Below are 14360 nucleotides of genomic sequence, written 5' to 3' on the forward strand. Positions count from 1 at the left end.
GACATGAGACTTGTATTAGCTTCTATAATTTGTATATTTACATCTATATCTATTTTTGCTCAGGGAGGAAGTGCCCGTATAGCTTACATAGATATGGAGTATATCTTGGGACAAACACCAGAATATATAGATGCTACTTCTGCCTTGGATGAAAGAGCAGCACAGTGGAAAAGTGAAGCCGATAAAAAACAGGCAGAAATACAAACGCTAAAAGATAATCTTGCGACAGAACGCATACTTTTAACAAGGGAATTAATTGAAGAAAAAGAGGAGGAAATCTCAATTCTTGAACAAGAATTATACGAGTACCAACAAAAGAGATTTGGAACTAAAGGAGATTTGATAACACAGAAAGTAATGTTATCTAAACCAATTCAAGATCAAGTTTTTGCCATAGTTGAAGATATTACTGAAGCGAGAAAATTTGACTACGTTCTTGACAAAAATACGGAATCGACAATGGTACTTGCTACCAAAAGACACGACATTAGTGATTTAGTCCTAAAGCGAATGGCTACTGCAAGGCGCAAACAAAATATGACTAAAAAACAAGTCAAAGAAGTCGAAAAAGAAGAAAAGCTCGAAGACGAAATGGCTTTGCGTCAAACAAGACGCGAAGAACAACAACGAAGAAAAGCGGAGGCAGACAGACTACTTAGACAAGAGGAGAAAAAGAAAAAACAGGAAGAACAAAACGATCCTAACTTCTTAAGAAAAGAAGCTATTCGTCGCCAACAAGAAGAAAGAGAGAAAGAAAGACAAGCTAAACTTGAACAAAAACAACAAGAAAAGCTTGAACGCATTGAAGCACAAAAAGCAATCATCGCACAAAAGCAACTCGAAATGGAGAAACAACGCGAAGAAGCTCAAATTGCTAAAGAAAAAGCTCTCGAAGAACGCAAAAAACAAATTGAAGAACAAAAAGCTGAACTTCAACGTCAAAAAGAAGAACGAGATGAGCTAATCAAAATGGAACAACAAAGTCGAAGAGAAGCTGCACAAGAAAACAGCAAATCGAAAGAAACTGTTGATATTCAAAAACTCCGAGAGGAAAGACGATTAGAACAAGAGCGAAAAATAGAAGAAGCAAGACAGAAAAAAGAAGAACAGAGAAAAAAACGCCAAGCTGAAATAGAAGAAATTAAAAAACAGCAGGAAGAAAATAGACAACGAAGAATAAAAGAACAAGAAGAAAAAAGGCTTCAAATTCAACAAGAAATTGAAAATAAAAAACAAGAAGCCAAAAAATAAGAACATTAATTATAGAAAATAAATCAAAAAAATCGAGTAACATGAGAAAAATGAAATCTTTATTAATTGCAGCAGCAATGTTTTTTGGAGTAAGTTCAACTGCTGTAATGGCTCAATCTAAAGTAGCTCATATCGACGTTCAAGCTTTAATGAGTGAATTACCAGCAATGAAAAGTGCAGATGCTGAATTGAAAAAAATGGGAGAAGGATTTGAAGCTAATTTCAAATCATTGATTACTGAATACCAAACTAAAGTTCAAAAATATCAAGCTGAAGCTGCAACTGCAGGAGAAATTGAAAATGAAAAAAGAGCTAAAGAAGTTGGTGAGATGGAGCAAAAAATCCAAGAATTTCAAAATTCTGCTTCTCAACAATTAGAGCAAAAGAGAATGCAACTATTACAACCTATCATGGAGAAAGCACAAGCTGCAATCAAAAAAGTAGCTAAAGCTAAAGGATTTGACTACGTAATGGACGCAACTGTTGGTGGAGGATTATTAGTAGCTGATGGACCAAGTTTATTAGATGACGTTAAAAAAGAATTAGGAGTTAAATAATTTATTCCTTTCAAAACTTATATTAAACCACTCTTTTTTTAGAGTGGTTTTTTTATTTTTGTATATGCAAAAGAATAACCCAATAGGCTTATTTGATTCCGGAATTGGCGGAACAACAATTTGGCGTGAAGTAAAACAACTTATGCCATATGAAGATACTATATTCATAGGTGATCAACTCAATGCTCCTTATGGAATAAAGAGCAAAGATGAAATAGTTCAACTTTCCTTAAAAAATGTCGAATACTTGATCAATCAAAATTGCAAGTTGATCATTGTGGCTTGTAATACTGCAACCACTAATGCAGTTGCAGAAATTAGATCAATGTTTACTATTCCAATTATAGGCATTGAACCAGCTATAAAGCCGGCCACTTCTTTAACAAAAACATCTACAATAGGTATTTTAGCAACGAAAGGGACGATTACAAGCGATTTCTTTGCTTCTAAAATAAAACTATACCCTAATATAAAAATAATAGAGCAAATAGGCTATAATCTCGTTAACCTAATTGAGTCGGGGAAAACGAATACGGAGGAAATGAGAATGTTATTAAAAGAGTACTTATATCCAATGGTGGAGCAAGGAATGGATACCTTGGTTTTGGGATGTACACATTATCCTTATTTAAAACCTCTTATTCAAGATATAATAGGGGAAGATATATTGATCATAGATTCTGGTAAAGCAGTTGCTAAACACACGCAGAAGGTGCTTGAACAGCATAATCTATTAACTGACAAAACAACAGATGGATATAGTAAGTTCTATACTAATATCGAGCCAACTATATTACAGTCTTTCTTAGCGGATCCGCACATAGCCGAATACAAAGATTTCTAAAAGCTAAGAACAATAGTCAAGTAGTTTACTTAGCTCAACCCAAAATACGCGATAGACAATAAACGAAAGATAATTATACAAAGTAGGTCTGAACAAGTGATACAAGCATACAATAGTATGATATTAGAGCTACTAAAAGAGCTATAATGTAGAGTTACTTTACAATATTTGGGCTAACGCGGATTTTGGACTCAACTATACATACCTATTCTTCTTCCTTATACCAACTTGAATACATAACATAGTTATTAGCAATGCGCTCTACTTCACCAGCGAAATCTGACGCACTAATATCTTTTACTTTCTTTGCTGGTACACCAGCGTATATTGCACCAGATTCCACAACCGTATTCTGAGTTACAACAGCTCCTGCAGCAATAATCGTATTGCTATGGACTACGCAATTATCCATTACTATTGCGCCCATACCTACCAATACGTTATCGTGTATAACACAACCGTGCACCATGGCATTGTGTCCTACAGAGACATTGTTGCCAATAACCGTTGGGTGCTTTTGAAAAGTACAGTGAACAATCGCGCCATCTTGTATGTTGACCTTGTTCCCTATCGTAATAGAGTTAACATCTCCGCGAATCACCGCATTAAACCAAACACTACACTGAGTGCCAAAGGTAACATCTCCCACAATAGTAGCATTCTCAGCAACAAAACAATCCTCTGGAATGCGAGGAGCTTTTCCGCGTACAGCTTTTATAATCATAATTATACCAAATAAAAAATCCCGATAAATATCGGGATTTTTTATTTAATCTTTCACTGTAGGACAGTTACAATCTAAACTAACTCTTTTTGGAAATAAGTTAATCCCAATTGTAAACTGGTGAAACCCACTATTTGTAAACTTAACATCGCCTGTTGGTTGTGAGTAAGCGTATGAAAAAGATAGATTCTTATAATTTCCCCCAATTAATGGAGTAAAATACTGAAGTCTTTGCGTTTTGATTTGTCCCTGTTTTTCATAATCAGCCCCATTAAAATTCGTACGGTAAGAAACTCCAGCCCAAATACGACCAAACTCAAATTGTCTGTACACTTTCATATTGATGTCCATCGCTATCTCTTCTAACTCCTCCGTATATTGAATCAAGGTAGAAGGTTCGTATATCCAACCTTCTCCATACTTCGTATTTCCAAAAGCATAGCCTGCTCCTAATAAATACTTGCGCAAATTATTACTCTCTGCATCTGAATACAGATTTGACTTGCTCGTAATGGCATTTTTCACGGTCAGCATTGAGAAGAAATTCTTATAGTGATAAGCTGCTCCCACATCCATTGTAAAGTAAGAGTCTTTAATACTTGAGGTTCCATCAATATTAGGATCAAAACCACCAAACTCACTTTCATCTAAAGATGTTCTCGCAAACCCCGCACTTAAACCAAAAGATAATTGGTGTAAATCATAACGCGACTCACTAAAAGTAATATGGTAAGCATAAGTCCCCTTGAATCCTGTTTGAGAATGATAACCATTCTTATCATTAAAAAATACAGCTCCAATAGCAGATTGATCATTAAGACGAGTACTTGCATTCAATGTCATTAATTTAGGAGCATCGTCTACTCCACTCCATTGTTGTCTTGTAGACATTCTCACCTGTAGGCTATTTTTGATTCCTGCCATTGCAGGGTGTAAAAGATAATAGTTATCAGCCAAATATTCTGAATAAACTGACATACCTTCTTGTGCAGAACCTAATTGAGATACTAATAATATAATAACCAGGTAACTTTTTCTAAATATCTTCTTCATAACAAATTATCTTTTTAAAGAGAAATGCCCTTTATAACTAACTTTTTGACCATCTCCATCTTTGCCTGGAGTATCATTTGTAAATTCAACTGTAAACCAATAATCTGTTGAAGGCATAGGTTTACCATTAAATGTACCATCCCAACCTTCACCTTGAGCACTCATTTGTTTTAGTAATTTTCCATAACGATCAAAAATAGCAATCCTTGCTTCAGGGTGTCCTTTTAAACCAGGAATATTCCAAACATCATTATATCCATCTCCATTAGGAGTAAAATACTTTGGATAACCAAAAACAGAAAAATCTACAAAAGCCATACAACCAGAAGCAACATCGCTAACCCAAGCTGTATGATTGCCAATAGGCACATTCATAAATCTGTTGTTCATTTGGAATCCTCCTCTATCAATTGCATACTCATAATTTCCAGAAAGTCCTCCTTTTGATCCGATCACGACATCAGCATTTCCAAACTCATCAATATCCAATGAGTTTACCATACCAGTAGCATCAGCATTCTCAACAAATACCTCTATCAAATCCTTAATAATCCACGATCTACCAACCGTACAAGATTCAGTGTTTGGATAAGGCTCGTTCTTGAAACTAACACTAACAGTATACTCTCCTGCTTCTACAGCCTCGTAAGTTAATTTCTCACCAACTTGAAGCGTTTTCCAAGAAGCGTTATTATTTGAGTCATACACTTTTTTCATCCATACTAAAGACAAAGGTCTTCCTTTTAAATCTTTTGAAGTAACACCCAATACAATAGGCGTAATAGTGCCTGTTTGAGAATCAGCACATAATTGTAGTGTTGCATCCTCTGGATAATACTCTACCACAGGCGTAGTTCCCAAACTAGCATAAAAAGAACTGTAATTCTCAGCCAATGGACAGTCAAATTCTTTCTGCATTGCTACTCGAGCATAAATAAGATCAGATTTTTCTCCCATACCTATAGGGTAGTTGCGAACTAAACTCTCATCCATGCGAATATCGTTCTTAGCATCTTCTTCTGTCTTATAATAGTACACTGTCAACTTTGCTCCTTCAGGATTTAAACTTGGACCAAACTGATCTGTTCTTAATTTACCGATATAGAAACTATCGTTATTTCTAAGATCTACGGTATACGAATTTGTTGTTCCCGTATCAATCTGACAATATCTTGCTGTTCTGTCTGTACTGTGTTCCGTTTTTAATTTACTATATCCAATAGAAGCATAGAAAGAAGCAGTGTTAAAACTTTGGGTTGTTAAATCTGTAATTCTTGTCCATATCTGTCTTGCTTCATTAATTTTAACTTCCAATTCAACACCTACAATCTTATTCTGATTGTTCTCTGCATCTTCTTTAGAATTAAAAAAGTCTATAGTAAATTTATCCGTTGGATCAAAACCTTCTTCGTTAGCCTCTTCCTCTGTTACTATCGTTCTTCCATCAGCAATAATAATAGTTTGCTCTGTTAGAGATAAACGAAAAGAAGTGACATTGTTATCACAATAAGACACATTATCTAATGCAGGTATATAAGGTTTCTCCGTTACTTTAAGCGTTACTTTCTTACCTGATACAACACAGTTTTTTCTCGTTAATTTACTTTCTACACGAGTGTAAACAACACTGCCATCAGCAGCTTCAAATTCTTCGGGCTTTGGTATAGAATTTACTCCACCTTTTGCATCAGATTCTGTTAGGTGAAAGCTTATAGAATAGAAGTCAACCTCATCGTTCTCTGGAATGATTTGAGACTTAGCCGAGTTCAAATCAAAAATACCAAAGCGCTTCCCATCCTTATCTTCTTTACTTTGGTTCGCAGTTAAACTTGCATCATTGGGATTCAATGCAAAAGACTCAGCAAAAAGTGTAAAAGTTCTCGACGCAACGTCATTTGTTCCAAATAATTTAATTTGAGCAGTAACAACAGTCTTATCAGCTGCTTCATAATTATTCAATGGACCTACTAATTTAGAACCATTAACAGAAAGCTCAACCTCTTTTTGACCATAATACAAATCGTTACTTGCATTTGAAAGATCAAAAGTTCCTTTACCATCAACAGCACAAGTGTACATATCAGGTAACTTTACTAAACGGTGTTCTAAATTACATCCTTGATCTTTGATAGACAAAATAAATTCTTCCACATGAGCATCTCCTTCACCTGTTACAGGAAAAACACGCAAATACAATGTCTTGTCATGAGCTGCAGGATTCGCTATCTCTAATTTATCATTTGCAATAGCACCTGTTCCACTCTCAGCAGAATCACGTGTTTCGTGAAAGCTATATTTGTACCCACGAGGAACTATAGCATTTCCAGTAGCATCAACTTCGCTACCTGTGGCTTTATCTTTTAGTGCCTCACCTAAATAGATAACCATTTTATTAGAAACAATCTTATTGTTTGCATCTAACCCAGGCACGCACTGTTCTATATTAAATGGTTTCCCAAACTTAACTTCAGGATTTGGTTGCTCTTGCTCATCTGCAAGGGTAGCAATACTTTCTTTACTTACATAATCAATAGAATTTGTTCTTCCTTGTACACTCTCTGTAGTGATGAAAACGGAAAGAACAAAAAATAAAAGCCAGAACCTTTTGCTCATTTTACTGCTATATTAAAATTATTACTGCTTACTTATTTGTTAATTATATGTTTAAATAATCTATATTCGTGACACTTAGTAATATTCTTTGTTAATTTTGAAAAAACTAAAATAATATGTCAAAAATACAAATTCAAAATACGTCAAACCCTACAATTATAAAATTTGTTTTACCAGATTTCATTACGAAGGGCGAAAACTTCGAATTCAAGAACATAGATGAGACTGCAAATTCTCCTCTTGCACGCGAATTATTCTATCTTCCTTTTGTTAAAACGGTTTATATCTCAAATAATTTTATCGCTATTGAAAAATTTTCAATAGTTGAATGGGATGATGTGAAAGAAACCGTGGCTGATCAAATAGACTTATTCCTTGCTAAAGGTAAGAAAATACTAATTGAATCTAAAAAAGAAATAAAAAAGCAACCAATTACAATATATGCTGAATCAACACCAAATCCTTCAGTAATTAAGTTCGTTGCCAATAAATTATTAACAAAAAAACACGTTGAATATAAAAATATAGATGAAGCAACATCTTCACCGCTTGCAAAAGAATTATTTAAACAATCTTTTGTAAAAGAAGTATTCATCGATGAGAACTATATTTCAATCTCTAAATTCGATGCTTATGATTGGAATGAGTTCATCAATCCGACAAGAGGATTCATAAAAGAGTTCTTAGAAAACGGCAACTTAGCTGTTGAAGAAGCTCTTTTAAATGATGTTAAAGCACTCGAAGCTGAAGCTGATAAACACTTTGATTCCCTGGATGAAAAATCACAGCGCATTGTAAATATTTTAGAGGAGAATGTTAAGCCTGCAGTACAAGCTGATGGAGGTAATATTGCTTTTCAAAAATACGATCAAGAAACCAATACAGTACACGTTGTATTACAAGGTGCTTGTAGTGGTTGTCCTTCTTCTACTTTTACACTTAAAAATGGAATTGAAGGAATGCTAAGACATATGCTTAATGACGAAGCTATTATAGTGGAAGCTTATAATGGTTAATGATAAATAAAGTAAATATGGAAAGGGATTATGTAAAACATAATCCCTTTTTTTATCCTCAAAATTAAACCCTGATTAGGCAATAGACATATAAACGAAAAGGAATTATACTAAATAACTCTGATTTAGTAAATTAAACTTACCATAGTATGGTTTTAGAACTAATGAAAGAAAGATCAAGTAGAACTGCTTTGTAGTATTTGACTATTGTGGAGACAGGATTATACATAAAAAAAAGAGGTTGTTTAAACAACCTCCCTTTCACTTTAATTAATATAAAGATTAACTCATTCTAATGAATGATTTCCTCTTAACATCCACATCAAAATTCTTAAACAATTCTAATAATCCAATCGTAGCTTTAATTAAATCATCTGATTCAAATAAAATCGAAAAATACAATTTACTGTTTTTAGCACTTGTTTCCGTTGTACGAATACGAATGATTTGTTTTTGAATTAACTTATCTACTGACGAGATTAACTCTTCTTTATCATTAAGTATATCTTCAATTTCAGAAAATCTCTCTTCAGTGAATAGCACAATTATTTTGTCAAATAATACCTGTAATTTTTGATCAATCAGTTTTAAATCTCTAATCTGATTAAACTTCAATTTCTTGTGATTATTATCTACGTGTGTGTAGCTATTTTGTGCAATAAAGCTAACTGCTTTTATCATTTCTTGTAAATAACCTAAAGTCACTACGTAAAACTTACTTGCTCCAACCGAAGTATCATCTAAGTTCTTAATAAAGAAATAAACATTACCTCTCAGATTATCTACTTCCTTCTCTAATTTCTTTAATTTCTTTTTACTCTTCTTTAATTCAGTAATATCTTGTAGAGCGATTGAATCAATAACAGTTGTATAAAGTTCATTTACACGAGTTAATACATTTGCAATTTGAGTAGAACTCTCTGATGCAACACCTTGAATATTTACGATATCTACTCTATTCAATTGAGAGTTTTGCAACTCTTTTTCTTTCTCTTTTTTCTGGTGAATTTTATTACTTCTATAAAGTAATATACCAACTAAAATTAACATTCCTACTAAAGCATATATCTCTCCTATACGCAAAATATAAGCTGTAATAAAAGCTGCAACAAAAGCTACAATAGCCGTTACAAACCATCCACCAATTACATTAAACACTCCAGCTACTCTATATACAGCCGAATCTCTATCCCAAGCTCTATCGGCAAAAGATGTACCCATCGCAACCATAAAAGTAACATACGTTGTTGAAAGTGGTAACTTCATAGAAGTACCTATAGAAATCAATATACTCGCAACCATCAAATTCACAGAAGCACGGACCATATCAAATGCAGGCTCATCCTTTGCTGCTCGCTTAACTATAACTGAAGGCTTTTCAAATCGCTTATCTAACTTTAATTGAAGTGATTTTGGAAGCACATAGTCAATAGCTGCTCCTATCAAAACCGTTCCTCTAACAATTGTTCTAGACAATATATTAGAATCAAACTTTTCTTCAGATGTACCTGTATCTTGTCTTGCCAAGTTCATCTCTGTTTCAATCACAGCTTTAGCTTTTTTAGATGTCCAAAGTGTTATAACCATAATTGCACCTGCAATTAACAAAAAGTAGAATGGAGCGACTACACTTTCTTCTGCTAAAACTCCCATCATAAATGATTCAGGAGCTTGTCCTGATGCCTGGAAAAAGCCAAATGATTGAAATGCTGCAATAGGCACACCGATAAAGTTTACTAAGTCATTACCCGCGAATGCTAAGGCTAAAGCAAAAGTTCCAATAACGATAATCACTCTAAGTATATGTACCTTGAATACACTTACAAGTAATTGAGAAATAAAAGTCCAAACGACAAAACTAATTAAGACAATTGTCATCTGATTCTCGTTAATCCAAGTGCTTGTTTCTTTTGTTAAGAAACTTGCCCCTTTTAATCCCTTAATTAAAATAAAGAAAGTAATCGCAGTAATTGCAATACCACCAAATATTCCTCCATACGTCTTTAATTTCTTGTCAATATCAAAAGTAAAAACTAAACGAGAAAGATACTGCACAACCGTACCTATGGTAAAAGAAAGTATTACAGACATTAGAATACCTACGACAATTTCGGTAGCCTTTGCCGTATTAATATACTCAGGAAGTGTATCCCATCCATCTCCGCTGTTTACGATCTTAATTACACCTAAACACACCGCAGCTCCTAATAATTCAAAAACAATCGAAACTGTTGTAGAAGTAGGAAGACCTAATGAGTTAAAAACATCCAATAACAAAACATCCGTAATCATTACGGCGAGGAAGATGATCATGACATCATTAAAAGAAAACATCTTGGGTACAAAGATTCCACTACGGGCTATCTCCATCATCCCACTTGAAAATAGTGCTCCTACTAAAATACCTAAGGAAGCAACTATCATAATCGTTTTAAAAGTAACAGCTTTAGAACCAATAGCTGAGTTCAAAAAATTCACAGCATCGTTACTAACCCCTACAGTAATATCAATAATAGCTAAAACTGCTAAAGCAATAAGCATTACAATAAAAATCTGTTCCATTAATCTTAATATTTAATTATAGTGAGTCGCAAAGGTTTATATAAATCTGAAAACCTATGTTAAGTCAATGTTATGATTTATTGTAAAATTGAAACAATTACTTATATTTTATATTGATTTCAAACATACTAACGCCTTTAAAAACAAGAATAAGAAGGTAATCAACTCATATATGCTCTTAAAAAGATTACTTTTCTCATATAGGATATTGTCACGTGAGAAAATCATTATGCTCAATTCTAAATAATAACCTTAATTTTACTTAATCAATACAATATAAAAATGAACAAACTCTACCTTGAATCAAGCCCATACTTACTACAACATGCTACTAATCCCGTTTATTGGCTACCTTACAATCACGATAGCCTACAAAAGGCTAAAGATGAAAATAAACTCGTTATAATAAGTATTGGGTATTCTACCTGTCACTGGTGTCATGTCATGGAGCACGAGAGTTTTGAGAATGAAGATGTTGCTACCATCATGAATGATCACTATATTTCCATAAAAATTGATAGAGAAGAATTGCCTGACATTGATGCTTTTTATATGAAAGCTGTGCAATTGATGACGCAACAAGGAGGATGGCCACTGAATGTGGTTTGTTTGCCTGATGGAAGACCTATTTGGGGAGGTACATACTTCACAAAAGAAAAATGGTCTGATTCACTTTTACAATTAAATGATCTCTACAGAGACAAACCTCAAACAGTATTGGAATATGCTGAACAGTTGCATACGGGAATTTCTCTTTTGAGCTCTGCCCCCACCTTTGATAATCAATCAAGATTTAATTTCGATGGTTTACTACACAATTGGAAAAAGAGTTTTGACTTAGAATTTGGAGGGTATAATCGAGCTCCTAAGTTCATGATGCCAACAAACTTACTTTTTCTTCAAAAATATGGAATACTAAAACAAGACAAGGATCTAATTGACTATATCGACTTAACCTTAACTAAAATAGCTTGGGGTGGAATATTCGATGTTGTGGAGGGTGGTTTTTCGAGATACTCTGTTGATTATAAATGGCATATCCCACACTTTGAAAAAATGCTTTATGACAATGCACAATTATTACAAGTTTATGCAGATGCCTATAAGAGAACTCATAATGTATTATACAAAGAAACAATACAGAAAACGATATCTTTCATAGAAAACAATTGGAGAGATAGCCAAGGAGGGTATTATTCTGCCTACGATGCAGATAGCCTTGACCAAGAAGGAAAGCTACAAGAGGGAGCGTACTATGTTTGGACTAAAGAAGAATTGCAAACAATTATCACTGAACGCTTCGATGTATTTTCTACTATTTACAATATTAATAATTTTGGCTATTGGGAAAACAACAATTATGTCTTCATCCAAACTCAGCACTTATCAGATATAGCAAATGAGTTCAAGCTTTCTCTTGACGAAATACAAGCCCTAAAAACGAAATGGGAATCAGACTTATTATCAGCAAGAAACAAAAGAGAACTACCTCGTATTGATAACAAAATTCTTATTGCTTGGAACGCGATGTATATCGTGGGGTTATTAGACTGTTATACAGCGTTGAATGAGGATTCATACTTAACTGAAGCAATTGGCATTTTCAATTATATTCAAAGCAATTTAATTAATCAAGAAACAGAACGACTATACCATTCCTCTATTAATGGTCAAAAGTCAATTGAAGCCTATGTAGATGATTATGCATTTTTCATTCAAGCTTGCCTTAATTTATTCGAGAATACGGCTAACCAAGAATATTTACGCATAGCAAAGAACAGTTTAGACTATTGCTTAGATACTTTCTATGATCAAGCAAATGGCTTTTTCTTCTTGAATAATGAAAGACAGGAATTTATTACACCTATTTTTGAAACTGAAGACAATGTCATTCCTTCATCTAATGCAATCATGTGTATGAACCTACTAAAACTTGGTGTTTTATTTGAAAACATGCACTATACTACAATTGCAAAGAGAATGAATCAAGTAATGCTATCACAGATTGACTATCCTTCAGCCTATTCTCATTGGTTGCTTTCTAACTTGTATATTGAAAACCCACAAGAACTCACTATTGTTTCTGAACAAGCTTTAGACTTAACCAAACAATTAAATCAAAAGCCAATTGCGAAAACCTTTATATTTCCAATTAATTCAACCACTACTATTCCCTATTTAAACAAAGGCAATAATCAAAAAGCACATTCTTTATATTATTTTTGTACAGGGTTAACGTGTTTAGCTCCAGAAGAAGATAATCGTTTCTTAGATAAATACACATTATAGTCATGGATAAACTTGATACTTTACTGAGTACCTATATAGAGAAAATATTTGTTTTTGTACCAGAAGTTGTCACCTCTCTTATTATACTTGCAATAGGTATGTTTGCAATTAAATCACTAAAAAAAATTGCAAATAAATTATTTCTCGAAAAAAGAATTGACCCAACCTTTGCCAGTTTTTTAATTGATGTTCTCATTTGGAGTTTGCGCATTCTTTTGTTTGTAATCATAGCTTCCAAACTTGGTATACAGACAAGTTCTTTTGTAGCTATTGTAGGTGCTATGAGTTTGGCTATTGGATTGAGCTTACAAGGATCTTTAAGCAACTTTGCAGGAGGTGTACTCATTATTCTGTTCAAGCCTTTTAGAATTGGCGACATAATTGAAGCTCAAGGGGAAACAGGAAAGGTATTGACAATCCATATTTTCTCTACGCAAATCCAAACTTACCAAAACAACATTGTGTACATACCCAATGGAGTTTTATCTAATGGGAAAATTAAGAATATATCTCAAAATAATTTGAGAAGATTAGAAGTTCCTGTGCAAACTTCTTTAGTAAAGAATACCGTTGAATTTATGTCATTACTACAAGCAAAATTAGAGCAGAATGACTCAATACTCAATCAACCTAAACCGAGAATACTAATTAAAGAGCTACTAGATACTAAGATTACTTATACAGTACAAGCTTGGGTTGAACACGATAATTACAACCAGGTATTTTCTTATATCTTACTTGAATCAAAAAAAATAAGTGATGCTTTATAAGCATCACTTATTTTTTTTTGTTGCCATTACAAAATCTTTCAAATAGAAAGGTTCAAAGTAGGCTACATCAACAAAATCTTTATTTACATACTTTTGATAACTAACCTCTACCATTTCTCTTGCTGAAGGGTAAATTATATCATCTAAAAACACGAAGTTATCTTTCGTTAAAACGGATTTGCACTTCGAAGCTCCATCTCCTATAAAATACACTTTGTCGTACTGATACAGGCTCTCAAAAGAATTTTCATCTACTACTACCGCCTCAATAGGGGTTAATTGATTGTACTCTTTATCGAATACACAAGAAAAGACTTCCATTCTCCTTGCATCAATCATAGGGACAATAACTCCCGATTCTTTTACTACACTTCTCGCTAAAACCTCTAAGGTATCAATGGCAATCATCGGAATACTCAACCCATAACAAAGGCCCTTTACGGATGAAACACCTATTCGCAAGCCCGTATAAGAACCTGGCCCTTGACTAATCGCAATTGCTGCAAGGTCCTTCAAACTCTTATTGCATTGCTTTAATACTCCTTCAATAAAAACGTGAAGTTTCTCTGCATGTGAAAAGTTTTCTTCCGCAATTTCAACTAACTTTTCTATTTTTCCATCAACTGATAAAGAAACTGAACAATTCTTAGTTGCAGTTTCAATATTTAAAATTGTAATCAT

Annotated in this window: 11 protein-coding genes; 6 read left to right on the forward strand and 5 right to left on the reverse strand. The window is 33.6% G+C overall.

What is annotated here, in order from left to right; translation table 11 throughout:
- Positions 1-3 precede the first annotated feature (3 nt).
- From GJV76_RS01440 to murI, 3 genes are all read left to right on the forward strand, one after another.
- Positions 4-1251, forward strand: a complete 1248-nt coding sequence (locus GJV76_RS01440; RefSeq protein ID WP_155090872.1) for an OmpH family outer membrane protein — start codon at positions 4-6, stop codon at positions 1249-1251.
- 41 nt (positions 1252-1292) lie between these two features.
- Positions 1293-1808, forward strand: a complete 516-nt coding sequence (locus tag GJV76_RS01445; RefSeq protein WP_155090873.1) for an OmpH family outer membrane protein — start codon at positions 1293-1295, stop codon at positions 1806-1808.
- A gap of 64 nt (positions 1809-1872) precedes the next feature.
- Entirely contained in the window at positions 1873-2652 is a 780-nt protein-coding gene (gene murI, locus GJV76_RS01450) for a glutamate racemase (protein ID WP_155090874.1), read from the forward strand.
- Between the two features lie 205 nt (positions 2653-2857).
- On the opposite strand, the gene GJV76_RS01455 is transcribed toward murI, so the two are convergent.
- The 3 genes from GJV76_RS01455 to GJV76_RS01465 are packed head-to-tail and all read right to left on the reverse strand — an operon-like array spanning position 2858 to position 7042.
- Positions 2858-3376, reverse strand: coding sequence for a gamma carbonic anhydrase family protein (locus GJV76_RS01455; RefSeq protein WP_155090875.1), 519 nt, complete (start codon positions 3374-3376; stop codon positions 2858-2860).
- Positions 3377-3421: 45 nt separating this feature from the next.
- Positions 3422-4429, reverse strand: coding sequence for a PorP/SprF family type IX secretion system membrane protein (locus GJV76_RS01460; protein ID WP_155090876.1), 1008 nt, complete (start codon positions 4427-4429; stop codon positions 3422-3424).
- A 6-nt stretch (positions 4430-4435) separates the two neighbouring features.
- A complete protein-coding gene (locus GJV76_RS01465; protein WP_155090877.1) occupies positions 4436-7042 on the reverse strand; it encodes a T9SS type B sorting domain-containing protein in 2607 nt (868 codons plus the stop codon).
- Positions 7043-7158: 116 nt separating this feature from the next.
- On the opposite strand from GJV76_RS01465, the gene GJV76_RS01470 reads away from it, so the two are divergent.
- Entirely contained in the window at positions 7159-8058 is a 900-nt protein-coding gene (locus GJV76_RS01470; RefSeq protein WP_155090878.1) for a NifU family protein, read from the forward strand.
- Positions 8059-8340: 282 nt separating this feature from the next.
- Here the strand turns inward: GJV76_RS01470 and GJV76_RS01475 are convergent, their stop codons facing one another.
- Positions 8341-10620 carry an inorganic phosphate transporter gene (locus GJV76_RS01475; RefSeq protein WP_155090879.1) on the reverse strand — a complete coding sequence of 760 codons (2280 nt, stop codon included), beginning with the start codon at positions 10618-10620 and terminating at the stop codon, positions 8341-8343.
- 282 nt (positions 10621-10902) lie between these two features.
- On the opposite strand from GJV76_RS01475, the gene GJV76_RS01480 reads away from it, so the two are divergent.
- Together GJV76_RS01480 and GJV76_RS01485 are read left to right on the forward strand one after the other, a co-directional pair.
- Positions 10903-12909, forward strand: a complete 2007-nt coding sequence (locus GJV76_RS01480) for a thioredoxin domain-containing protein (RefSeq protein WP_155090880.1) — start codon at positions 10903-10905, stop codon at positions 12907-12909.
- A gap of 2 nt (positions 12910-12911) precedes the next feature.
- The gene (locus GJV76_RS01485; RefSeq protein WP_155090881.1) at positions 12912-13679 is read left to right on the forward strand and encodes a mechanosensitive ion channel family protein; all 768 of its coding nucleotides are present in this window, start codon (positions 12912-12914) and stop codon (positions 13677-13679) included.
- Between the two features lie 3 nt (positions 13680-13682).
- Here the strand turns inward: GJV76_RS01485 and tsaB are convergent, their stop codons facing one another.
- A complete protein-coding gene (gene tsaB / locus GJV76_RS01490) occupies positions 13683-14360 on the reverse strand; it encodes a tRNA (adenosine(37)-N6)-threonylcarbamoyltransferase complex dimerization subunit type 1 TsaB (RefSeq protein WP_155090882.1) in 678 nt (225 codons plus the stop codon).

Source organism: Myroides albus (assembly GCF_009711045.1).
Classification (GTDB): domain Bacteria; phylum Bacteroidota; class Bacteroidia; order Flavobacteriales; family Flavobacteriaceae; genus Flavobacterium; species Flavobacterium album_A.